We start from the raw sequence: 21,946 nt of genomic DNA on the forward strand, positions 1-21,946 counted from the left end.
TTATTTAATCAACAATTTTTTAATTTTTGGTATTGGCCCTGTGCATTCTGTCTTGTGACATGACAAACACATATTGATGGCATTATTATAGCGGTCTTGAGCAGTTGTTAAGGTATCTTGAGAAAAAATCTCTTGTTGTGCTTCAATAAATTTGGCCGAATAGTGTTTAAAATTATCGGTACGAAACTTAGCACTTGACAATACAGCCGAATGAATGTTTAAAAACGCTTCTGGAAATTCACCAGTTAATTCTTTTCCTGCTTCAATATCTGCTTTTAGTTGCATGTTATAGGCATACATGCCTTTCATGAGTGTAGACATTTCAGACGGTTGATACACGTCATATGTTTTGGCTCCATCGACGATGATTTCTTTCTTTTCAGCCTTTTCGGTAGTATTACAGCTTAAAAAGAACAGCACAACCAAGCAACCAAACACAATTTTCATTAGTCCTCTTTTAAAAGTACACCATCTGCCTCAAACGATAGTGTTTTCTTAGGCTCAGTGATTTTAGCAATCTCTTCTGCTGATGCACCACCATCTTCTGCATAATGACGTTGCTCATCTACAGGCACTTCATTGACATAAGCTTTACCATTAATAACAACTTCTTTTCCTGAAATATCTTTTGGCATGAAAAAACCATAATCTTTAAATTTCACCATTACCTCTTCTCCATCTGGCAAATCTAATGTCATCCAACATCCTTTAGCTTGGCAAACTTCATCTACTTTGGCTATCATTTTAGCATCAATCGTATCTCCTACTTTCATGTTTGAATAATGAACAGCCATACGTTTTGCAGGAAGTGCATCTGTTGATGCTATTTTTTTACCAAAAGAGGCATAAGTCACATCTTGAATTTCGGCTTGTGCTTCAGTTTCTAAGGTAGCAACCTCTTCATTTGTTTTCTTTTCGTCTTTGCAAGATACAAGTAGAAGTACTGCTAATAATAATGTTAAAATATGTTTCATTGTGTTTGTTTTTTTAATTTTAAGTAAACAAAGTTACGTTTTTTTTAGAAAACATTATGTTTTAAAAACCACCTAAAATGCGTATTTTCGCAAAACTAAACAACTCAACAAATGTCAAATAATTATACTAGTAATCTACACATTGAAAAAGCTAAAACATCTAAAATACATGATGTTGACTTTGATAACTTAAACTTTGGAAGAACATTCACAGATCATATGTTTATTTGTGATTATGTAGATGGCGAATGGCAACAGCCTAAGATTATACCTTATCAGGCTATGACTATGGATCCTTCGGCACGTGTTTTTCATTATGGTCAAGCCGTTTTTGAAGGGATGAAAGCTTACAAAGACGATGATGGTGGAGTCTTTTTATTTAGACCAAAAGAAAACTTTAATCGTATAAATAAATCATGTGCAAGATTGGCCATGCCAGAATTTCCTGAGAATTACTTTTTTGAAGGATTGACCACACTCATTGATCTAGATAGAGATTGGATCCAACCTGGTATTGGAAATTCATTATACATTAGACCTTTTGCAATTGCTATAGATTCTGCTATTGCTGCAGCACCTTCAAATAATTATAGATTTATGATTATTTGCTCTCCTGCAAAAGCGTATTATAAAGGTACTGTGAAAGTACTTATCGCTGAAGAGTTTAGCCGCTCGGCAAATGGAGGTGTTGGTTACGCAAAAGCTGCTGGAAATTATGCCGCTCAATTTTACCCAACAAGTCTAGCACAACAAAAAGGTTACCAACAAGTCATTTGGACAGATGCAGATACGCATACGTTTTTAGAAGAAGCAGGTACGATGAATGTGTTTTTTAGAATTAATGACACTTTAATTACTGCACCTACAAGTGATCGTATTTTAGATGGTGTAACTCGTAAAAGTTTATTACAGTTAGCAAAAGACAATGGTATGGCTTATGAAGTAAGAGCTATAAAAGTGTCTGAAATTGTAGACGCCTCAAACAACGGTACACTTAAAGAAATATTTGGAGCTGGAACCGCTGCTGTAATTAGCCCAATTGAAGGTTTTGAATACAAAGGCACTTATTATGAATTACCAGAAATAGGAGACCACTCCTACTCTAGTATTCTAAAAAACAAAATGCTAGATATACAACATAATTTAGCCGACGATAAAAACGGCTGGAGACTAGAAGTCAAATAACATAAAAAAGAGCCAAATGGCTCTTTTTTTTATGACTCTAAAATAGATTTAATATGTGGTTTAAAATAGTTTGGCCCTTTTAAAACTTTGCCATCTTCTCTATAAATTGGTTCGCCATCATCACCGAGCTTACTCATATTACTCCGTTGTATTTCGTCAAAAACTTCTTCAATTTTATGTTGTAAACCATGTTCAATTATAGTGCCGCATAGTATATACAGCATATCACCCAAGGCATCTGCAACTTCTACCAAGTCATTATCTTTTGCGGCTTCATAATATTCTTCGTTTTCTTCTTTCATTAAATCAAAACGTAGTTTATTTTTATGCGCACCCAAATCTGCTTTAGGTGTTTCGCGATGACCAATTTTAAATGCTGTATGAAATGCCTTTACAGCTTCTATTTTATGCTTCATAAGTTGTTATTTTTCTTTTTCGTACGACGAAAATTTAGTTATTTAATTATATGTTTGAAAATCTAAACTATTATTGATTTCATAAATATTTTAAGTACAAGTGATTAACAATAATTACAAAAACTTTCACATTTAAAATCAAAGTTAGTCGTTAATCTTTAATTATTTTTACATAAAAATAATGATATGTTTAGTAATGGTCAATTGATTTTTGGAATTTTATTCGCATTGGTTTTTGCTGTCTTCATATTTTTGGCTTACAAAAAAGACTTCAAATTACACAGAAAATATTATAGAGGAAGCATTTGGATATTAATTGCCTTTATTGGCTTTATACTTATGATTGCAGCTATTAAATTTATATTTGTATAAGAGTTCTATTTTCTTCGGAAATTTTAACACTTTAGCAAAATTTCCTACATCACTTTAATTTTTTACGTACCTTAATCACCTAATATACCTTGTATTAGGTATATTTTGATGTATTCCTACTTTGCATCTTTGTAATGTTAACTAATTAAACCAACCTTATTATGAAGACACATGTATTAAAACTTGGCGTTTTAACGCTGTTCCTACTTACATTTTTTGGATGTAATGATTGTAGTGACTGTGAAAAGGAAAATGAAGCTTTGAACGATAAATTGACTGCAATTACCCAAGAACGAAGCGCTGAGACAAATGAAGACAATCGTTATTTAATTGATACTATAAAAAGATACCAAGTAAAAGGTGGATTTTCAACAATCACAGAAACAATCAATGTAAGTATACCTGTCACTAATAACAATTTAAGAATTGTTGAAGAGCCACTTGTAGACCTATCTTCTTCAAATTACAATGCCATTTTAATACGTATAAGCGACCCTTTAAATGGAGGTTGTACTAATACGTCTCCGGTTACCAATATACTTTCAAAATCATATACTTTTAAGGATTTAAAACAATCTACAAAAGAAGCACTAAAAAAGGATGGTAAACTTATTGTAATTGTTTTAAATAATGACACTACAGATCTAGCGACACTTATACAAGGTTATAAAGATTCTATTAAAAAATTAACCAGCTATAAAGTAGAACCATGCTTAATTAACAACTGCGATAAACCTATTAAGAATGTAAAACCTGATAAATTCAGACCTAAAGAAGATGGAGGTGATATTATAGTAGGTGGTTAAAATAACTACATATTTCATTGTATGTCTCTTGTCTATCTACTGTTATGGACAAGAGCATACTAGCGTAAATTACACTACAATTGACTCGTTATTTAAACAAGAACATTATCGCACTATAATTTCTCTAAATAACGCTAATAAATTAATTTTTACCAAGGATAAAACTCAAGGTAATGCAAACTTCATCATTGCAAAATCTTATGAAAATTTAAACAAGGAAGACTCTGCATTAGTCTTTTATCAAAGTGCTTTAAAACTATATAAAAACATTAATGACAACGAGAGTGTTACTAAAACAAACTTAGAAATCTACTTGCTTTTAGATAGTCAAAATAGTATTCAAATTGATAAAAACAAATATCTAAATGAAGTTCTAGATTATGCCAACAATACGAATTCAAACAAATGGTTAGCAGCATACTATAGCAATATTGGTATAAATCATTCTAAAGATGGTCAAATTGATTCTGCTAAAGTGTATTACAATAAAACGTTATCATTAGCCAGAGATATTGATAGTGCTCAAATAATAATTAATACAAATCTCAATTTAGGGTCTTTATATTCTAGCAAAATAAAAAATCAAGATTCGGCAATCTATCATTATGATGAGGCACTTCGTTATTATTATTTAGATACGTTAAACTATAAAAACTTAAATATTCAATTTAACCTGTACAATAATTTAGGGAATGCTTACCGAAGAAAAAAAGACTACCAAACCGCCTTAACATATTATAATAAAGCTGAAATAATAGACCTACCCAAATTTAACAAAAAAAGTAAAAAAATCTTATACTCAAATATTGAGGCAACATACTATTATATGAAAAAATGGGAAAATGCCTACGATTATTTATACAAGTACGACTCAATAAAAGACATCATAAATCTAAAAGACCAAAACTCTAGTATTACAGATATTGAAAAAAAATATGAAAATGAACAATTAAAAGTAAATAACCTCAATATTGAAGCTAAAAGAAAACAAAGCCGAAATATAGCAATTGGTCTAGGTGGAAGCCTCGTTCTAGGCAGCGTTATTGCTTTTTTAGTTTATAAAAACACCAAAAGAAAACAACTTTTAGCTGAGCAACAAAAAGAACTTGAAACCCAAAAACTAGCAACCGTTTTAAAAGAACAAGAGCTCACTTCTATAGATGCTATGATTGAAGGTCAAGAAAAAGAACGTCAGCGTATTGCCAATGAATTACATGATGACCTTGGCGGATTAATGGCAACGGTAAAACTTCATTTTAACGCATTAAAAGACAAACAAACTCCAGAATTATACATAAAAACCAACCAATTAATCGATGAAGCTTATAACAAAGTAAGAACCGTTGCGCACGCTAAAAACTCTGGTGTCATAGCAAAACAAGGTCTTTTAAAAGCAATCAACGAAATGGCACATAACGTTTCGGCATCAAATACAATTATGATTGATGTTATAGATCATGGATTAGAAAACAGATTAGAAAACAGTTTAGAACTCACCATTTTTAGAATCGTACAAGAGTTGATTACCAATGTTATTAAACATGCCAATGCTACAGAAGTTACCATTCATATTACTAATCATGATGATAGTTTAAATCTAATGATTGAAGACAATGGTAAAGGATTTAACCCAAGTCAAATTACAAAAACAAAAAAAGGCATGGGAATTAGTAGTATCGACAAACGTATAGAGCATCTTAATGGAACAATGACCATAGAATCTGAAAAGCATCAAGGAACAACCATCATAATTGATATACCCATATGATACGATTAGCCATAGCCGAAGATCATCAATCTCTTATTGATGGCATAACATTACTTTTAGAATATGAAGATGACATTTCTATTGTTGGTACTGCCAATGATGGTGAAGAACTCTTAGAAATTGTAGAAAAAAAACGTCCTACAGTCGTTTTAACAGATATAAGAATGCCAAAAATGGATGGTATTGAAGCCACAAAACGCATTAAAAAATTCAATGCAGAAATTAGAGTTTTAGCTTTTTCTATGTTTGATCAAACCGATGCCATCCAGCAAATGCTTGATGCAGGAGCAACTGGTTACATATTAAAAAACTCATCGCTCTCTGAAGTTTTAAGCGCCATTAGAACTGTCTCCAAAGGCGAAACATACTTTGACGCCAATATTAATACTAATGTTATTAATTCGGAAAACTCAACTAAAACCAAAGGTGTGCTTACCAAACGACAATTAGAAATATTAGAACTTATAGGTTTGGGAAAAACCTCAAGAGAAATTGCCGACGAACTCTTTATTGGCATTCACACGGTAGATACACATCGTAAAAATATGGCTCGAATTTTAGGTTTAAGCGGTAAAGGAGAACTAATGCGCTATGCATTAGAGAAAAAGTATAAGTTTTAAATTTACCTAATATCGGGTATTTTCATCTGATTTACAGATGGTTAGATTTGTTTCGTTACTAATCAAAACCAAATGTCATGAAAAATTTCATTCTTATTTATTTCACTTCAATCTTAATATTGACTGCTCAAGAAAATAAGTTAATTACCGAAAATGTATATTATTTTAACACTTCCCTTAATTTAGATGAAACCAATAAATTGTTTGATAATTCTTTTACAAATTCGACGAATGCAGAAGTGAAAAAATATCATCAAATTACCATAAAATCTATAAATGACGATATCGTAGAATATACATATCTAACCTTTAACAATAGCGAATACTCTAAAATTTATAACGGCATAATTTACAAATTGCCATTAGCAGATTTTGAAAAATACACAAATCCATATTATGGAAGATGGAGAAAATTTCAAGTTGGTGCGTATACAATACCTTTTAGAATTCGATCAAAAAACAAAAATTTTGAATTTGATTCTAATTTATCATTAGGCGCTAATATAATTAAAGGAGTAAACATCAGTAGGTTTTATGAGAAAGGTCATATAGATTTTTCAGCTGGAATAGCATTAACAAAAATAGACCTCAATGAAGATAATAGTTCGATTAAAGATATTGATGATGAATTAAAAACTTTATCGGAAAGTGCACTTACTTTTTCCTTAGGTATAACTATAAACTTTAATGAATATGCAAATTTTGGAATATTTTATGGTTGGGACTTTTTAGATGGAAATTCTCAAGAAAGCGTTAAATGGATACATAATAAAAAACCTTGGGTTGGGCTAGGAATTAACGTTAGCTTTAATAATAATTCTAACTCAACTACGCAACAATCAAACCAAGCCAAGCCAGTAGATAAAACTAAATAATTGGCTATCAAAACACCCTCAATCGGGTATTTTTTTTTGAATACAGACACATATATTTGGAACGCTATTAATTAACAATCAATTCATTATGAAAAAACTACTACTGCTTTTCAGTGTTTGTTGTACACTAAATATGACTGCCCAAATTTCAGACTATGTTACCGATATTCTAAATCCTGTTGGCATAGCAAAAAATGAAACTACAATGTTTGTTGGAGCTGTTGGTTCTCAGCAAATATTTAAAATTGATATGACAGCTCCAAATCCAGTAGCTGAGGAGTTTTTAAACAATATAAATTTTCCAACTAAATTTTTACTTGTTGGCAACGATTTATATTTTACATCTAGTTTTTCAACAATTTCAAAAGTAGACATCACAGAACCTAACCCTACAATAATACCTGTGATGACTGGCATGAGTTCCCCTTTTGGCTTAGCAATAAAAGATAACTTCATATATGTGAGTCTAAGAGAATTTAATAATGCTGGAATTGTCCGTTTTGATTATACACAAACTAATCCAACTACTGAAACCTTAATCACTGGCTTGAGTAGTTATGTTAATGATATTGATATTCATGGAAATGATCTATATATGGCTCGAGGTAACAATGGTGTTTCAAAAATTGACATTACTCAAAGTAATCCAACATTAATTGATTTAGTCTCTGCTCCAGGTGTACTTGAGGTTAAAATAGATGGTGATGATCTATATTATAGTAACGACTATGTAAAAAAACTAGATTTATTAAATGTAAATGCGACTCCAGAACTACTAATCTCTCCAGTGACTGCAATTTGGGATATATTACCAGATGGTGATGATATCTTTTTAGCACAACAAACAGATTATAAAATATCTAAATTAAACACAACATACGTAGACCCAACAACGAGTCCAGATTATGCTACGTTGCTTAGTTTTTATAATGACACCAATGGTAACGATTGGACTTCTTCAATGAACTGGCTAGACACTACAAAATCACTTTGGTCATGGGAAGGTGTTCTTACAGATGAAAATAACAAAGTCATAGGTCTTAATTTTTATGATAATAATTTATCTGGAACATTACCAACTAACATAGACGATTTTGATCAATTAAAAACTCTAGACTTAGGTTCTAACTCGCTCACTGGAGATTTACCAGCAACTTTATACAACTTGTTTAACTTAGAAAAGTTAGGGCTTCCAGTAAATAATTTTACAGGAACAATTGCCCCAGAAATCAGTAATTTAACTAACCTAACCGACCTCAACCTATATTCTAATAATTTTGAAGGTGTGCTTCCAAGTAGTTTTAGTAATCTAACAAACCTCACAAGTATTTTTATTGACGATAATAAATTTGATGGCTCCTTACCTTTTAACGCTGCCAACGCAACTATATTTGTGAGTTATAACAATTTTGACTTTAATGATTTAGAACCGTTTATACAAGCAAATAATTATGTCAACTTTTATTATTCTCCTCAATACACACCAGATACTCCAGAAACCATTGAGATAGGAACAGAACAAGACATCACATTTACAATACAAGATGAAAATATAAATAGAACAACTCAAAACACAGCCATGAATAATGCATATCAATGGTTTAAAGATGATGTTTCAATTCCTGGAGCTATAAATAATTCATTAACCTTATTAAATACGCAAGAAAGTGATAGTGGTATTTATCATTGTGAAATTACTAATACTATTGTTGCTGACTTAATTATTGAAAGACCAGATATTTTTCTCACTGTTGATAGTGCACTCTCTATTAATGAAAATGACAATTTTGAAATCAAAACCTACCCAAATCCGGTAAAAAATTGGTTAACACTAGATTTTGGAGTTCATGGTAATTTTAAAATATCATTGGCAGACATCAATGGTAAAATAATATTTGAGCAAGTATTAAATACATCTATTACCTCTTTAAATCTAAGTAAGCTATCAAGCGGACTCTATATTCTAAATCTTTCTTCGGAAGAAAAGCATATCACTAAAAAAATCATCAAACAATAACTGTAACCATTTAGTTATCAAATTATTTACAAGCATAGTTGGCTAGCTATTAATTTATAGGGAAGTCGAATTTTTAAGTCCAACTATTTTAAAAATCCCCTATATCGGGGATTTTTTCACCATACAATCTTAACTAATTTGCACAACTATTAATCAACAAAATCTTATTTATGAATTCTCTAAAACAAAACTTTTTCTGGATTTTCTTATTTTGTATCACTTTTACTCTACCTAATTTCGCTCAAGATGACGAGGCTTCTACAAAAAGTATTAAACCGCTTAGATTAGGCGTAAAAGTTGGTATACCAAATATCATTACTGCTAATGCTGAGTACGTCACACCTCTTTTAAATGACAGAGTTGCTTTAGCTGTAGATTGGATGTCCTTATCTAAAACTATAGATGATACTAGTATAAATTATAATAATTTTGAAATAGGTACAAATATCTATTTTAACAATAAGGGTAAAGGACTATATGCTGGTTTATCTTATTTCTCATTTGATGGAGAAGGCACTTTTGTGGACACAGAATTTGATAATGACTCTGTTGAAGATGGAAAAGGAACGATTGAGTTTAATACCGTAAATCTAAAACTTGGAGCAAAACTAGGCCGTACATTCTATTTTAGAATTGAAGTAGGTTATGGTTTTGGTGACATCCCAGAAACAATTGTCGTTTCCAATAGTGATGGCACGAAAACTACAACTGAGGAGATTCCTGAAATTCCTGGAATTGAAACTTCGGGTATACCTAATTTTAACTTCGGAATTGGATTTAGCTTTCTTTAATAGGGTATCATAAACCTATCACGTATGGATGGCATCATATAAATCTTACAACGTAGTACAACAGAGGTGATGATTATGCACTTTTAATTGTTATCCTCACTCGCCATAAATCTTATCCTACTAGAATTAGTGTTAATAAAAAAGGATGTAATTCTCATTACATCCTTTTAACTTTCTTAAAGTCTAGTTTTTAATTTTCCGAAGGTAGAAAACCATAATCCTTACTATATCTCATCATTTGGCCTTCAAATGTGTCTGGTTGTGTTACCTTAACTCCAGTAATCTCACCATTTTCATCTTTCTCTGCAACAAGAACTGGATTTACAAAACCACTATAAGGTGCAGATGTAAACTGCTCATTACGTTTTAAAACCTCAGCATGAATAGCTTGATCTACTTTTACGCCATAGCCTTCAACTAAATCTGATACGGCTTTATAATCACCTTCAGATTTAATACGTTGCGTTTCTCTTAACAATTGACCAAATAACTCATGTAGTTTTTCATAATCATTAATATTAAAATACGTTTTTCCGTCTCTAGTTACTTTCTCAATAACATTGTCTGCTTGCCCTTGTTCAAAAGCCCAAGCTGAAACCCACTGTCTATTAACCATATGTGCCTCTTCAACATCATCACCTAATTCTAATCTAATTAATTGTGTCATTAATCCGTTTCTAATGTAGCCATCATAAGCTGCCTTTCCAACAGATTTCCAATCATCTACCAATCCTAATTCTTGTAATTTAGGATTGTACAAATAGTAAAGCCCAACTAAATCTGCTCGACCTTCTTCTAATGTTGATGCGTATTTTTTAAGTGTTTCTTTAGTTTCTCCAACTCCTGGATTTAATTGTCCAGAGGCATGACCAATAACTTCATGAAGTGCTGTGTGTAACTTATCAGCAATTTGACCATATTTTTCTTCTAATTCATATTCTTCATCATCGTTCACAAATTCTTTTAAACGACCTGTACTTCCTGCGTTATTATACGCATGAATGATGTTTCCTAAAGATACCGACTTACTACCAACAGCAGCACGAATCCAGTTTGCATTTGGTAAGTTTACACCAATTGGTGTACTTGGAGATGCATCTCCTGCTTCTCCTGCTACATTAACAACTTTGTAAGTTACACCAACAACATTAGCTTTTTTGTGCTCGTCCATTAAAGGTGAATTATCTTCAAACCACTGTGCATTTTCTGATAATACAGACATCTTTTCAGACATATCAAAATCTTTGATTTGCACAATACTTTCAAAAGAACCTCTATAACCAGCAGGATCGTTATACACTTCAATAAAACTGTTGATATAATCAATATTACCTTCTGTAGCTGCCGTCCAAGCAACGTTATAATCATCCCAAGTTTGTAAATCTCCTGTTTTGTAATATGAAATTAACAAACCTAAAGCATCGCCTTGTGCTTTATTTTCTGCTACACCTTGAGCCAACTCTAACCATTTTACGATTTCATCTATAGCGCTACCGTATAAACCACCTGATTTATAAACACGCTCAGTTAAAACACCATCAACTTTTACCAATTGAGAATTTAAACCGTACGATAAAGGCTTTGCTGGATTTGGAGATTCTTTCTTTTTATAGAAATTTTCTACATCAGCACTAGTAACATCTGGTCCATAAAAGTTCACAGCAGATAATAATACATTATCAACATCTTTAGTTAGATTTACTTTCTTAGCATCTTTATCATTAAAGATCACATCAAACGCTTCTCCTTCTAAAGTCGTGTTTGTGTTTGCTAATAATTCTTTTAAGTATTCCGAAGAAAATTCAGGTTTTAATTTTGCATTTGAATAGTGATGGTGAATTCCATTAGAAAACCAAACGCGTTTTAAATATACCTCAAACGCTTTCCAATCATCAGCTTTTTTATCGCCATTATAATTTGCATAAACATTCTCTAATGCTTTTCTGATGGTTAAATTATGTCTGTAATTCATATTCCACATAATATCACGACCAGACAATCCTGCTTGTGTTAAATAGTAGACTAATTTTTGCTCTTTTAACGTTAAATTCTCCCATCCTGGAATTTGGTAACGTAATACTTTAATATCTGCAAACTGCTCTACGTTAAAGTCAAAATCTGTAGTTGTTTCTACGTTTTCGGCTTCAGTAATTTCACCTTTTTTTTCATCTCCACAAGAGAACATTATGCCAGTAAAAATTGCAAGCGCTAATATCTGTTTTAATTTCATTTTTTAAGTTTTAATTGTTGTTTCGCAAATGTAAACATTTATAATCATGAACTAAAATTGATTATCTTTGAGAACCTAATAAATTTAAGATCAAAACTAACAATGAAAGTATTTAAATATATCCTCTTTTTATTACTCATCCTCTTTATAGGTTTCGCCATATATGTTGCTGTACAACCTAATGATTATACGTTTAACAGAAGTAAAATTATTAAAGCACCTGTACCTGTAGTTTATAATGTGGTTAACGATTTTAAAGAATGGCCTCGTTTTTCGCCTTGGATAGAACAAGATAAAGATGCTATATTAACCTTTGATGAAGTGACTTCTGGAGTTGGTGCTGGATATAGTTGGGAAGGTGAGATTTTAGGTATTGGGAATGCTAAAACCATTGATGTGTTAAACAATAAAAAGATTAATCAAGAAATAGAGTTTGTAAAACCTTTTGAATCTATCTCTAATATAAATTGGGATTTTGAACATGTAGAAGAAGGCACAAAAGTCACCTGGAGTATGACAGGAAAACAAGATTTCATGACAAAGCTTTATGTTGCTGTCGCTGGTTCTATAGAAAAAAATACGGGACCAGATTTTGAAAGAGGGCTCTTTAAACTAGATAGCATTGTACGAGCTGATATGAACAAATACAGTATTAATGTAGAAGGTATTACTCAACATGGAGGTGGATTTTATTTGTACAATACAAGTTCTTGTAAAATTGAAGATTTGAAACAAAAAATGCAAGTGATGATGCCTCAAGTTGGAGGTTATGCGATGGCAAATAATATTACAATGGCTGGTAAACCATTTGTAATGTATCATAAATGGGATACAGAAAATAACACGGTTATGTTCTCTTGCTGTATACCAACAACTTTCAAAATTGAAACTACCAATTCAAATATTCTTACAGGACAGTTAGAACCTTTTAAAGCCGTTAAAACCGTCCTCAAAGGTGATTATTCAAATTCTCAAGAAGCTTGGAGCAAAGCTATGTCATATATTAAAGAAAACAGTTTAGTTCAACCCATTACTGGTCCTGCCTTAGAAGTTTATGTAACAGACCCTATGTCAACACCTAATCCTGCCAATTGGGTGACAGAAATTTATTTGGCTGTAGATTAACCATAAATTATAATGAAACAGTTTCTACTCGTATTTATTGGTGGTGGTTTTGGGAGCATGCTTAGGTTTGCTTTTGGTAAATTACTTAATAACTCTCAAAATGGAATTCCCTACGGAACATTTGCAGCCAACATCATAGGAAGTCTGTTAATAGGAATAATATTAGGCCTTGCTGCAAAAAATGACACACTCTCGTCAAACCAAACCTTATTGTTAGCTACAGGTTTTTGTGGTGGCTTTACCACCTTTTCGACCTTTGCTTATGAGAATCATGTGTTTTTAAAATCGGGTGATTTTATGACCTTTGCCATTTACACTATAACCAGTTTTGCATTAGGTTTTTTGGCGGTTTTCTTCGGAATGTATTTAGCTAAATAAAAAGGATTAGGCAGAACTTTAATATATAGCTCCAATACAAGGTTATAAATAAACCTATATAAATTGAACCATTGCTTACTAAAAACGTATTACTAGTTACTTCTTTTTAAACACCTTTACTCCTGCTCTAACGTCTGTATCCAAATAATTTACTCTTGGCACTATTGGGCAAGAATATTTTTCATTGTATGCGCAGTAAGGATTATATGCTTTATTAAAGTCTATTTCTATAGTGTCGCCTTCGGGAATAGTTAGATCTATGTAGCGTCCGCCTCCATAAGTTTCTTCACCATTGGTGTTGTCTAAAAATGGTAAAAACAAGTAATCTTCAAAACCGTCTTCCTTTATTACATCTTTACCTTGATACACATTTAGATTAAATGTTTGTCCTTGTAATTGAAACGTTACCACTCCAAACACACGCTCATTAGATAAGCGACTCGTGGTAGTTTGCATTTTAAACCATTTAGAATTTGGTGTTCTTTTTAAAGTTGCTTTAACAACATAAATTGAGTCAAATTTAAAAAAGTCTAATCCTTTAAAGGTTTTTAAATCTTTAGCTTTTAAGGGTGATTTTGATGCGTCCTTAAAATCTGAATTCGTCTGTCTTTGAAATTCAGTATCACCTGCTATTGGGACTTTATCTTGTGCACAACTTAATGTTGATATAAATAATAATAAAAAGGCAAAGTATTTCATGTATAGTTTTTTTTCCGAAGTAAAAATACAACTTAAACCAAAATTTTTTTATAGATTTGATCACTAAATAATTAAAAAAAATGCAAAACAACGTCATTTCATATAAACAAAGACAGACCTCTTTTAATAGAGTCAGACTTATTATGTGATATGATATTATAATTATTTAACCAACCAATCATAAAAAGTCTGACGTAATTGTCAGACTTTTTACATTTATAAATGGTTGTAAGTCAAGCTAAAACTGACTACAACATTTTTCTGAAGAAATTTCTGAAGAGAAAAAAGAACATCAATCCAAAATGATAAAGCTATTTAATAACTACAAAAATACATTTAAAGGCCTCTCTAAAGAGGTTTGGTGGCTGGCACTCATCACTTTAATCAATAGAACAGGTACAATGGTTATACCGTTTTTATCATTATATCTCACCGAAGACTTAAAATTCACTTATAGCGATGTGGCTTGGATAATGACTGCATACGGTTTAGGTGCTGTTGCTGGCACATGGCTTGGTGGTAAATTAACCGATACCATTGGCTTTTATAAAGTCATGGTGAGAAGTTTACTATCAACTGGTATTTTATTTATCGTACTACAATTTCTCAATACATTTACCTCAATTTGTATTGGTATATTTTTAACCATGGTTGTTGCAGATACGTTTAGACCTGCTATGTTTGTTGCTATGAGTGCTTACAGCAAACCAGAAAACAAAACACGATCTGTAACGCTTATTCGTTTGGCAATTAACTTAGGTTTTTCTGCTGGACCTTTAGCTGCTGGATTAATTTCTGCAGGTATTGGTTATAGCGGTTTATTCTGGATTGATGGTATAACCTGTATTTTAGCTACCGTTTTATTAATTAAAGTTCTCAATCCTAAAGTATCTAAAACAATTGATGAGTTTAAAGTGGAACATCCTCAATCTGTTTATCAAGACAAACCTTTCTGGATTTTCTTTTTAGCAATGGTTGTTTTTGCTGTGATATTCTTTCAATATTTTTCGGCAATGCCTTTATATTACAAAGATATTCACTTATTAAATACGGTAGAAATTGGAATCTTATTAAGTTGTAATGGTATCTTTATATTTTTATTTGAAATGCCTCTTATAAGTTGGCTAGAAAAAAGCAAGTATAGCAAAGTTTCATTAATCATTTTTGGAGCCGTGTTAACAAGCCTAAGTTTTCTTGTGCTTACGCTTTCATCTTGGTCAGGTGTTTTAATTATTGGGATGCTTTTTATGACGATTGGAGAAATGATTTCCTTTCCGTTTTCTAATTCTTTTGCTATGGATCTTGCAAAAAAAGGGAATCAAGGCGAATATATGGCAATGTATATTATGTCGTTTTCTGTAGCAACCGTTTTTGGTTATAATGCTGGGTTACAAATAATAGCTGGTATTGGCTTTAATAACGCGTGGTTTATAATGACTGCTTTAGGCGGTTTATGCGCTTTATTATTATGGTTTTTAAAATTTTATATGAAACGAAAAAAATTAATTGAATGACTGTTAATCAAACCAAAAATATAGATATATTAATTATTGGTGCAGGACCAATTGGTATTGCTTGTGCGCTAGAATGCAAAAAACAAGATTTAAATTATCTGGTAATAGAAAAAGGAGCACTCACAAATTCATTGTTTAATTACCCTTTAAATATGACTTTTTTTTCTACTTCGGAAAAGTTAGAAATTGACAATATTCCTTTTATAAGCAACAATCCTAAACCTACAAGAAACGAGGCTTTAGAATATTACCGAAGGGTTACAACCTCCAATCAATTAAACATTAATTTATATGAACAGATCATTTCCGTAGAGAAAAATGACAAAGGTTTTAAAGTAACCTCGAATAAAACTCAATATGAGACCAAAAAAGTAATTGTTGCTACCGGCTTTTATGACATCCCGAATTTGCTAAATGTACCTGGTGAGAGTTTAGAAAAAGTGATGCATTATTACAAGGAAGCACATCCTTATACATTACAAAATATTGCTGTGGTTGGTGCCAGTAATTCATCTGTAGATGCAGCTTTAGAAATATATCGCAAAGGCGGAAATGTAACCATGATTATAAGAGGAGAAACCATTGGAGAACGTGTAAAATATTGGGTAAGACCAGATATTATAAATCGTATTGAAGAAGGCAGTATTAAAGCATTTTTTAACTCTGAAATAACCGAAATCTCTCCTGATAAAATCCACATTAAAACGCCTAAAGGAAACACAACCATTGCTAATGATTATGTTATTGCATTAACAGGTTACCAACCCAATTTTAAGCTCTTAGAGCAAATTGGAGTTCAATTTTCTAAAGATGGAAAACGCATACCAAAGTATAACACAGACACTATGGAAACCAATATCAACGGACTCTATCTTGCTGGTGTAATTTGTGGCGGAATGGAAACACACAAATGGTTTATAGAAAACTCAAGAATACATGCTAAACAAATTGCACAGCATATTAAAACAGCATTATAATTATGACTTTAAATCAAATTACAATTCCGTCATTAGATGTAAACAAAGCGACTGCATTTTATAAAACTTTAGGGTTGCATTTAATTGTAGATGCTTTACCAAGATATGTACGTTTTGAATGTCCTGATGGTGACACAACATTCTCTATTCATAAAGTTGACAGCTTACCAACTGGTGATGGTATTTCTATATATTTTGAAGATGACCACCTAGACGAATTAGTTAAAACACTTCAAGGTAAAGGTATACAGTTCACTTCACTTCCCGAAGACAAATCGTGGTTATGGCGAGAAGCTCATCTTTATGATTTAGACCAAAATCATATCATTCTCTTTTCCGCAGGAAAAAATAGAAAAACGCCACCTTGGCGCATTTAAACTTGTTATTTTAAAACCGTAAATTCAATTTTAGACGCGTTAAATACCTGGTGTGTTTGTGTTTTAAAATCACTTTCTTTTGCTTTGTAAATATTAGGCACAAATGTTTGAGGGTTTAAATCAATTAAAGGAAACCACGTACTTTGCACCTGTACTTGCAATTTGTGACCTTTTTTAAAAGTGTGATGCACATCTTGTAATTTAATATTCACATCTGTAGCTTTATTAGGTACAAAGGCTTCTGGAGTTTCAAAACTATTTCTAAAACGGCCTCGCATCACTTCACTTCTTACCATTAAATGGTAATTACTCAACGCTAGATGATCTTGCATACCATCGTCTTGCTCTTCGATATCTGAAGGATGTACATCTATAATTTTAACAATCCAATCGGCATCTGTTCCTGTTGTTGACACATTTAATTGTGCTAAAATATCGCCAGCTAAAGTGAGATCATCTTCTAAAATTTCGGTTTCAAAAATGAGCACATCAGGTCGACGTGCAGCAAAACGCTGATCGTCTGTCATATATTTTCTAGGAGTGAATACGGTTTTTATATCTTCGGAATAAGGCACAGGACGTTTTAAATCACTTACAAAAGTCTCACTAGTTGTTCCTTTTTTAGACTTAGATAATTCTTGATTGGCATTGAGATACATCTCAACCTTTTTTGCGGCTTTTGGTGGCCAGGCCTCAAAACTACTCCATTCTTTTTTGCCAGAGTCATATACTAAAGCTTCTGGTAAGCCCGAATTTTTATCACCTTTTCCTTTTAAGAAATGATTAAAAAATTTGGTTTCAACATCTCTTTGAAATTTTAAAGAAATAGAGTCTCCAAAATAATAATTACCAACATAATTTTCTACTTTACTACTAGCCCAACGACCATGATCCCATGGACCAAAAACCATCGTATTATAATTATTTGGGTTGTGTTTTTCTATAGTTTTATAGGTTTCAAAAGGACCATATAAATCTTCGGCATCAAACAAACCTCCAACGATCATGGTAGCTACACTAGATTTTACATCTTTTAAATTTTGAATTAAGCCTTTAGGTTTCCAAATGCTATCATAATTTGGATGATCTACAATTTCTTTCCAAAAAACATCGTCAATTCTATCAGATTGTGATACAGATTTATCATCTGGTGTATCATATTGAAAGTATTTATTTAAGTTACTCAAGGGTCCTGCATCAAGAAAAAATTGATATTGATCTTTCGTTTTCATTTCAGGAAACTTGTACCAAGCAGAATCTGTAGGTGTATCTTTTGTTGTACCAAAAAGAGAAACTGCTCTAAAATAGCTCAATAAAAAAGCACCATTATGGTGAAAATCATCAAAAAAGAAATCTCCAATACAAGCTTGAGGCGATGCTGCTTTTAAAGCAGGATGCGCATCTATAGTAGAATAGGTTGAGTAAAATCCTGGATACGAAATTCCCCAAGTACCAACATTACCATTATTATTCTCAACATTATTTACTAGCCAATCTATGGTATCATAAGTATCAGACGACTCATCAATTTGAGAATCATCGGTTTTATTTGGGATGTAAGCACGCATATTATCATACACACCTTCACTCATCCAACGTCCACGTACATCTTGATACACAATAATGTTTCCTTCTTTCATTAAATGTACATTTGGGCCAATTTTTGTTTTAAGCTTGCCTTCTCCATAAGGACGAGAACTATAAGGTGTTCTCATCATTAAAATTGGGTAGGTTTCACTTGTATCTTTAGGTGCGTAAATTGTGGTATGCAATTTTATACCATCACGCATTTCTATATCAACCTCAGTTTTAGTGTAATTATCTTTCACAAAAGTATCTGCAACTTTTTTATCTTCGGAAATAGGATTGTCCTTATTCGTTTTTGAACATGATGACAATAAAATACTGGTAACAAAAAGGACTCTAAAAAGAATTTTCATGGATTGGTGATCTAAATTTTGAATGACTAAATTTACAAAAACAAATGACTATTTTACACAAATGAAACACTTACTATTTTTATTTACAATGCTACTTTTTGTGAGTTGTAATATTTCCGAAGAAAAAAAGAAAAATATAAATAATGAGATGCCAGTATCAATTGAGCATGACGAAAATTATACTCCTGTAATAGCACCCAATCGTTATAATGTCGCTTTTTTAATCATGGATGGTGTTTTTAATACCGAACTAACTGCGCCTTACGATATTTTTCAACACACTATATTTAGAGATAGTATTAAACCTATGAATGTGTTTACCGTTGCAAATACTCACACTGCAATTACAACTTTTGAAGGCATGCGTATTTTACCAGATTTTAACTATCTAACAGATATATTACCAAAAATTGACATTCTCGTGGTGCCAAGTGCAGAGCACCATTTAGACACAGATTTAGAAGATACTGCCATGATTGATTTTGTAAAACGAGTAGATAAAGACGCTCAATTTATCACATCACATTGTGATGGTGCATTTGTTTTAGCACAAGCTGGTTTGCTAGACACAAAGGTGTCTACAACATTCCCTAGTGATATTGATACGATGCGAAAACGCTTTCCAAATCTAGATATTAGAAAAGAGGTTTTGTTTGTGCACGATGGTAAATATATTACCTCTGCAGGAGGCGCAAAATCGTTTGAAGCTGCGCTTTATCTCTGCGAATTTCTCTACGGAAAAGAGACAGCTCAAAGTTTGGCTGGCGGATTGGTAATTGACTGGAATCTAGACAATGTACCACATTTGATTATTGAAAATTAAATCACAAGCGTTATAATTTCACCGCAAAACAAGCGGTACATCTTACTTTAAAGGTTTCACCTCATTATGCTTAACCACACGAGATAATACAATTTGAGTTTTTGTTTCACCATAAACAATTAATTGATCAATAAAGGATTCTAAATGCTTTTGATTTTTTAAAACGACTTCCATAACAATGTTTTCATTACCAGTAATACGATAACAATTGATAACTTCATCATAGGTTTTTACTTTTTCTAAAAATGGTTTTAACATACCCATAAAAGCACGCAGTGTAATTAACGCTTTTATTTGATAACCAACTTCAAAAGGAGATACTAAAGTATTATAACTTTCAATAACGCCTGCGTCTTCCATTTTTTTAATACGCTCAGAAACCGCAGGAGAACTGATCCCAACTTGTCGACCAATTTCAGCATTAGACTGTCTCGCATTGAGCTGCAAGCGCTTTAAAATGTTCCAATTAAGTTTATCTAAATTCATTTAAAGTAAAATTAAAATATACGTTAATAATTAAATCAAATATACAATTTTACTTTAAAATCTAAAGCTATTTATCAAAACTTGTCACTAAATTTGATACCATTGCTATAAAAAAAATGAACTACAATATCCCATCTCATTTATCTGAACTGCCTATATATCAAAAGGCTATGGATATTCTCGTGTTATCCCGAAATATCTCAACTTACCTCAATCAGGATTTATCTTACTTAAGACCTGATGGTTCTGAAGATTCTAACATTTATTTTTCTGGAGATATTATTCAGCAATCAGAATCTTTAGCTCCCGAAATAGAAAAAGCTCAAGCCGAACGTTGTTCGGTAAGAAAGCACAAACATTTAGCTTCTTTAGAGCGTTTAACACACCGTTTACATCTTAATTGTAATCGCTTACAACACTGTAATAGTAACGGGAAAGATTATTTACCTATACTGCAAACCGAACTCAAAAAGTTTAAAAGGCTACAACGCAGTTGGATGATGACTTTGTAAATTAATTTGTATTTAAAACCTTCACCTTAACGTTATGCGTCATTGGAAAATTACAAGAATTAGCAATGAAGCAGAGTTTATGAGCTTCGTCGTGCAAGCTCACAGCAATTTCAACCATATCTTTGTTTGCAATAATAATTTCAGGTTGTAATGTAACACTCGTAAATGCACCACTGCCATCAGCTTTTAACTCTAAAGTGCCAATAGCATTATCTTTATAATCTATGAGCTCAATTCCGTTTTGAGCGCACACATAAAAATACGACATCATGTGACAAGAGGATAATGCAGTTAATAATAAATCTTCAGGATTATATTGAGACTCATCACCTTTAAATGTTTTTGCTGCGGAAATTGTTAATGATGGTTTACCATCTATAAAAACCTGATGCGTCTTCCCATTAATCGAAACGCCTAAAGCGTTTTTTGAAGACCATTTTGCATTGACTTTAAATTGCTTTTTAAGCATCATAAAAGCTTATTTTTAATTACAAATCTTACATTCTTCTTTTGGCTTAATTTCACCAACTAAATAACCATCATCATTAATCTTAAAATCGCAACAGTCTATATAACCTTGGGCTATTAATTTTCTAGCGCGTTGAATTCTAGATTTTGCGGTTGGTAATTCTAACTCTAATTGTTTGGCTACTTCTGCCTGCTTAATGCCTTTAATATCTGATAAAAATAAAGGATCTCTATATTTTTTAGGAAGTGATTTTATAATACCATGTAAGCAGTCTTTTTCATCATGACTTACCCTTTCATTATCTGCTATAGGATCAATCCCATCAAGCTTATCATCTACTATTTTATGTGCTTTAAAATAATCATAAACGGTATATCTAGCAATTGTAAATAGCCATGATTTTAACTTATTAATGTCTTTTAAAGTTTCTAATTTAGTATGTACTTTAATAAAAGTATCCTGAAGCAAATCGTTAGCAACAGTCTCATTTTTAACTTTACTTAAAATGAAATACTTTATGTCTTTTGAATGTAGTTCCCAAATGTCTTTTGTTTTTAGCATAACTGTATTATAAAAAAAAACAGAACGTCTT

The 21,946-nt window shown here is 31.9% G+C and carries 23 protein-coding genes; 14 read left to right on the forward strand and 9 right to left on the reverse strand.

The window, feature by feature from the left end; genetic code table 11:
* Nucleotides 1-447: a hypothetical protein gene (locus tag TD29_RS16580; protein ID WP_040282422.1), complete on the reverse strand. Its 447-nt coding sequence runs from the start codon at nucleotides 445-447 to the stop codon at nucleotides 1-3.
* Complete coding sequence (locus TD29_RS16585; RefSeq protein ID WP_040282423.1) at nucleotides 447-974, reverse strand: DUF4920 domain-containing protein; 528 nt, start codon at nucleotides 972-974, stop codon at nucleotides 447-449. The genes TD29_RS16580 and TD29_RS16585 overlap by 1 nt, the downstream gene beginning before the upstream one ends.
* A 111-nt stretch (nucleotides 975-1,085) precedes the next feature.
* Between TD29_RS16585 and TD29_RS16590 the strand changes: the two genes are divergently transcribed.
* Nucleotides 1,086-2,159 carry a branched-chain amino acid aminotransferase gene (locus tag TD29_RS16590; RefSeq protein WP_040282424.1) on the forward strand — a complete coding sequence of 358 codons (1,074 nt, stop codon included), beginning with the start codon at nucleotides 1,086-1,088 and terminating at the stop codon, nucleotides 2,157-2,159.
* A gap of 29 nt (nucleotides 2,160-2,188) precedes the next feature.
* Here TD29_RS16590 and TD29_RS16595 read toward each other — a convergent pair whose 3' ends face one another.
* Nucleotides 2,189-2,575 carry a pyrophosphohydrolase domain-containing protein gene (locus tag TD29_RS16595; protein ID WP_040282425.1) on the reverse strand — a complete coding sequence of 129 codons (387 nt, stop codon included), beginning with the start codon at nucleotides 2,573-2,575 and terminating at the stop codon, nucleotides 2,189-2,191.
* Between the two features lie 533 nt (nucleotides 2,576-3,108).
* Between TD29_RS16595 and TD29_RS16605 the strand changes: the two genes are divergently transcribed.
* From TD29_RS16605 to TD29_RS16630, 6 genes are all read left to right on the forward strand, one after another.
* Complete coding sequence (locus tag TD29_RS16605) at nucleotides 3,109-3,753, forward strand: hypothetical protein (protein ID WP_040282427.1); 645 nt, start codon at nucleotides 3,109-3,111, stop codon at nucleotides 3,751-3,753.
* A gap of 28 nt (nucleotides 3,754-3,781) precedes the next feature.
* Entirely contained in the window at nucleotides 3,782-5,521 is a 1,740-nt protein-coding gene (locus tag TD29_RS16610) for a tetratricopeptide repeat-containing sensor histidine kinase (protein ID WP_040282428.1), read from the forward strand.
* Nucleotides 5,518-6,141 carry a response regulator transcription factor gene (locus tag TD29_RS16615; RefSeq protein ID WP_040282430.1) on the forward strand — a complete coding sequence of 208 codons (624 nt, stop codon included), beginning with the start codon at nucleotides 5,518-5,520 and terminating at the stop codon, nucleotides 6,139-6,141. Before TD29_RS16610 ends, TD29_RS16615 begins: the two co-directional genes overlap by 4 nt.
* Before the next feature lie 77 nt (nucleotides 6,142-6,218).
* The gene (locus TD29_RS16620) at nucleotides 6,219-7,016 is read left to right on the forward strand and encodes a hypothetical protein (RefSeq protein WP_040282432.1); all 798 of its coding nucleotides are present in this window, start codon (nucleotides 6,219-6,221) and stop codon (nucleotides 7,014-7,016) included.
* A gap of 88 nt (nucleotides 7,017-7,104) precedes the next feature.
* Nucleotides 7,105-9,033, forward strand: coding sequence for a T9SS type A sorting domain-containing protein (locus TD29_RS18095; RefSeq protein ID WP_084203525.1), 1,929 nt, complete (start codon nucleotides 7,105-7,107; stop codon nucleotides 9,031-9,033).
* 170 nt (nucleotides 9,034-9,203) lie between these two features.
* The gene (locus TD29_RS16630; RefSeq protein ID WP_040282434.1) at nucleotides 9,204-9,824 is read left to right on the forward strand and encodes a hypothetical protein; all 621 of its coding nucleotides are present in this window, start codon (nucleotides 9,204-9,206) and stop codon (nucleotides 9,822-9,824) included.
* Nucleotides 9,825-10,014: 190 nt separating this feature from the next.
* On the opposite strand, the gene TD29_RS16635 is transcribed toward TD29_RS16630, so the two are convergent.
* Nucleotides 10,015-12,054 (reverse strand): dipeptidyl-peptidase 3 family protein, encoded by a 2,040-nt coding sequence (locus tag TD29_RS16635; RefSeq protein WP_040282436.1) that lies wholly within the window; start codon nucleotides 12,052-12,054, stop codon nucleotides 10,015-10,017.
* Between the two features lie 102 nt (nucleotides 12,055-12,156).
* Here TD29_RS16635 and TD29_RS16640 point away from each other — a divergent pair, with 102 nt between their 5' ends.
* Together TD29_RS16640 and crcB are read left to right on the forward strand one after the other, a co-directional pair.
* Complete coding sequence (locus TD29_RS16640; RefSeq protein ID WP_040282437.1) at nucleotides 12,157-13,179, forward strand: SRPBCC family protein; 1,023 nt, start codon at nucleotides 12,157-12,159, stop codon at nucleotides 13,177-13,179.
* Nucleotides 13,180-13,191: 12 nt separating this feature from the next.
* Nucleotides 13,192-13,557, forward strand: a complete 366-nt coding sequence (gene crcB / locus TD29_RS16645) for a fluoride efflux transporter CrcB (protein ID WP_040282438.1) — start codon at nucleotides 13,192-13,194, stop codon at nucleotides 13,555-13,557.
* 96 nt (nucleotides 13,558-13,653) lie between these two features.
* Here crcB and TD29_RS16650 read toward each other — a convergent pair whose 3' ends face one another.
* Nucleotides 13,654-14,256 (reverse strand): DUF1684 domain-containing protein, encoded by a 603-nt coding sequence (locus TD29_RS16650; protein ID WP_040282439.1) that lies wholly within the window; start codon nucleotides 14,254-14,256, stop codon nucleotides 13,654-13,656.
* A gap of 269 nt (nucleotides 14,257-14,525) precedes the next feature.
* Between TD29_RS16650 and TD29_RS16655 the strand changes: the two genes are divergently transcribed.
* The 3 genes from TD29_RS16655 to TD29_RS16665 are packed head-to-tail and all read left to right on the forward strand — an operon-like array spanning nucleotide 14,526 to nucleotide 17,124.
* Nucleotides 14,526-15,770: an MDR family MFS transporter gene (locus TD29_RS16655; RefSeq protein WP_262501119.1), complete on the forward strand. Its 1,245-nt coding sequence runs from the start codon at nucleotides 14,526-14,528 to the stop codon at nucleotides 15,768-15,770.
* Complete coding sequence (locus tag TD29_RS16660; protein ID WP_040282441.1) at nucleotides 15,767-16,747, forward strand: YpdA family putative bacillithiol disulfide reductase; 981 nt, start codon at nucleotides 15,767-15,769, stop codon at nucleotides 16,745-16,747. The genes TD29_RS16655 and TD29_RS16660 overlap by 4 nt, the downstream gene beginning before the upstream one ends.
* Nucleotides 16,748-16,749: 2 nt before the next feature.
* Nucleotides 16,750-17,124 carry a VOC family protein gene (locus TD29_RS16665; RefSeq protein WP_040282443.1) on the forward strand — a complete coding sequence of 125 codons (375 nt, stop codon included), beginning with the start codon at nucleotides 16,750-16,752 and terminating at the stop codon, nucleotides 17,122-17,124.
* A gap of 5 nt (nucleotides 17,125-17,129) precedes the next feature.
* Here TD29_RS16665 and TD29_RS16670 read toward each other — a convergent pair whose 3' ends face one another.
* The gene (locus TD29_RS16670) at nucleotides 17,130-19,064 is read right to left on the reverse strand and encodes a CocE/NonD family hydrolase (RefSeq protein ID WP_040282444.1); all 1,935 of its coding nucleotides are present in this window, start codon (nucleotides 19,062-19,064) and stop codon (nucleotides 17,130-17,132) included.
* Between the two features lie 148 nt (nucleotides 19,065-19,212).
* Here TD29_RS16670 and TD29_RS16675 point away from each other — a divergent pair, with 148 nt between their 5' ends.
* Nucleotides 19,213-19,887 carry a DJ-1/PfpI family protein gene (locus TD29_RS16675; protein ID WP_394331539.1) on the forward strand — a complete coding sequence of 225 codons (675 nt, stop codon included), beginning with the start codon at nucleotides 19,213-19,215 and terminating at the stop codon, nucleotides 19,885-19,887.
* A gap of 42 nt (nucleotides 19,888-19,929) precedes the next feature.
* Here the strand turns inward: TD29_RS16675 and TD29_RS16680 are convergent, their stop codons facing one another.
* On the reverse strand, nucleotides 19,930-20,373 hold the full coding sequence (locus tag TD29_RS16680) for an Lrp/AsnC family transcriptional regulator (RefSeq protein WP_040282445.1): 444 nt from the start codon (nucleotides 20,371-20,373) through the stop codon (nucleotides 19,930-19,932).
* 116 nt (nucleotides 20,374-20,489) lie between these two features.
* Here TD29_RS16680 and TD29_RS16685 point away from each other — a divergent pair, with 116 nt between their 5' ends.
* Complete coding sequence (locus tag TD29_RS16685) at nucleotides 20,490-20,885, forward strand: hypothetical protein (protein ID WP_040282446.1); 396 nt, start codon at nucleotides 20,490-20,492, stop codon at nucleotides 20,883-20,885.
* Between the two features lies 1 nt (nucleotide 20,886).
* Here TD29_RS16685 and TD29_RS16690 read toward each other — a convergent pair whose 3' ends face one another.
* Nucleotides 20,887-21,357: an OsmC family protein gene (locus TD29_RS16690; RefSeq protein WP_052467164.1), complete on the reverse strand. Its 471-nt coding sequence runs from the start codon at nucleotides 21,355-21,357 to the stop codon at nucleotides 20,887-20,889.
* 12 nt (nucleotides 21,358-21,369) lie between these two features.
* Entirely contained in the window at nucleotides 21,370-21,915 is a 546-nt protein-coding gene (locus TD29_RS16695; RefSeq protein ID WP_040282447.1) for a sigma-70 family RNA polymerase sigma factor, read from the reverse strand.
* Between the last annotated feature and the right edge of the window lie 31 nt (nucleotides 21,916-21,946).

Source organism: Psychroserpens damuponensis, from assembly GCF_000826655.1.
GTDB lineage: Bacteria > Bacteroidota > Bacteroidia > Flavobacteriales > Flavobacteriaceae > Psychroserpens > Psychroserpens damuponensis.

Coding starts and splice junctions, on each gene's coding strand:
- TD29_RS16580 (WP_040282422.1), bottom strand. CDS start 447: ATGAAAATTGTGTTTGGTTGCTTGGTTGTGCTGTTCTTTTTAAGCTGT.
- TD29_RS16585 (WP_040282423.1), bottom strand. CDS start 974: ATGAAACATATTTTAACATTATTATTAGCAGTACTTCTACTTGTATCT.
- TD29_RS16590 (WP_040282424.1), top strand. CDS start 1,086: ATGTCAAATAATTATACTAGTAATCTACACATTGAAAAAGCTAAAACA.
- TD29_RS16595 (WP_040282425.1), bottom strand. CDS start 2,575: ATGAAGCATAAAATAGAAGCTGTAAAGGCATTTCATACAGCATTTAAA.
- TD29_RS16605 (WP_040282427.1), top strand. CDS start 3,109: ATGAAGACACATGTATTAAAACTTGGCGTTTTAACGCTGTTCCTACTT.
- TD29_RS16615 (WP_040282430.1), top strand. CDS start 5,518: ATGATACGATTAGCCATAGCCGAAGATCATCAATCTCTTATTGATGGC.
- TD29_RS16620 (WP_040282432.1), top strand. CDS start 6,219: ATGAAAAATTTCATTCTTATTTATTTCACTTCAATCTTAATATTGACT.
- TD29_RS18095 (WP_084203525.1), top strand. CDS start 7,105: ATGAAAAAACTACTACTGCTTTTCAGTGTTTGTTGTACACTAAATATG.
- TD29_RS16630 (WP_040282434.1), top strand. CDS start 9,204: ATGAATTCTCTAAAACAAAACTTTTTCTGGATTTTCTTATTTTGTATC.
- TD29_RS16635 (WP_040282436.1), bottom strand. CDS start 12,054: ATGAAATTAAAACAGATATTAGCGCTTGCAATTTTTACTGGCATAATG.
- TD29_RS16640 (WP_040282437.1), top strand. CDS start 12,157: ATGAAAGTATTTAAATATATCCTCTTTTTATTACTCATCCTCTTTATA.
- crcB (WP_040282438.1), top strand. CDS start 13,192: ATGAAACAGTTTCTACTCGTATTTATTGGTGGTGGTTTTGGGAGCATG.
- TD29_RS16650 (WP_040282439.1), bottom strand. CDS start 14,256: ATGAAATACTTTGCCTTTTTATTATTATTTATATCAACATTAAGTTGT.
- TD29_RS16660 (WP_040282441.1), top strand. CDS start 15,767: ATGACTGTTAATCAAACCAAAAATATAGATATATTAATTATTGGTGCA.
- TD29_RS16665 (WP_040282443.1), top strand. CDS start 16,750: ATGACTTTAAATCAAATTACAATTCCGTCATTAGATGTAAACAAAGCG.
- TD29_RS16670 (WP_040282444.1), bottom strand. CDS start 19,064: ATGAAAATTCTTTTTAGAGTCCTTTTTGTTACCAGTATTTTATTGTCA.
- TD29_RS16675 (WP_394331539.1), top strand. CDS start 19,213: ATGCCAGTATCAATTGAGCATGACGAAAATTATACTCCTGTAATAGCA.
- TD29_RS16680 (WP_040282445.1), bottom strand. CDS start 20,373: ATGAATTTAGATAAACTTAATTGGAACATTTTAAAGCGCTTGCAGCTC.
- TD29_RS16685 (WP_040282446.1), top strand. CDS start 20,490: ATGAACTACAATATCCCATCTCATTTATCTGAACTGCCTATATATCAA.
- TD29_RS16690 (WP_052467164.1), bottom strand. CDS start 21,357: ATGATGCTTAAAAAGCAATTTAAAGTCAATGCAAAATGGTCTTCAAAA.
- TD29_RS16695 (WP_040282447.1), bottom strand. CDS start 21,915: ATGCTAAAAACAAAAGACATTTGGGAACTACATTCAAAAGACATAAAG.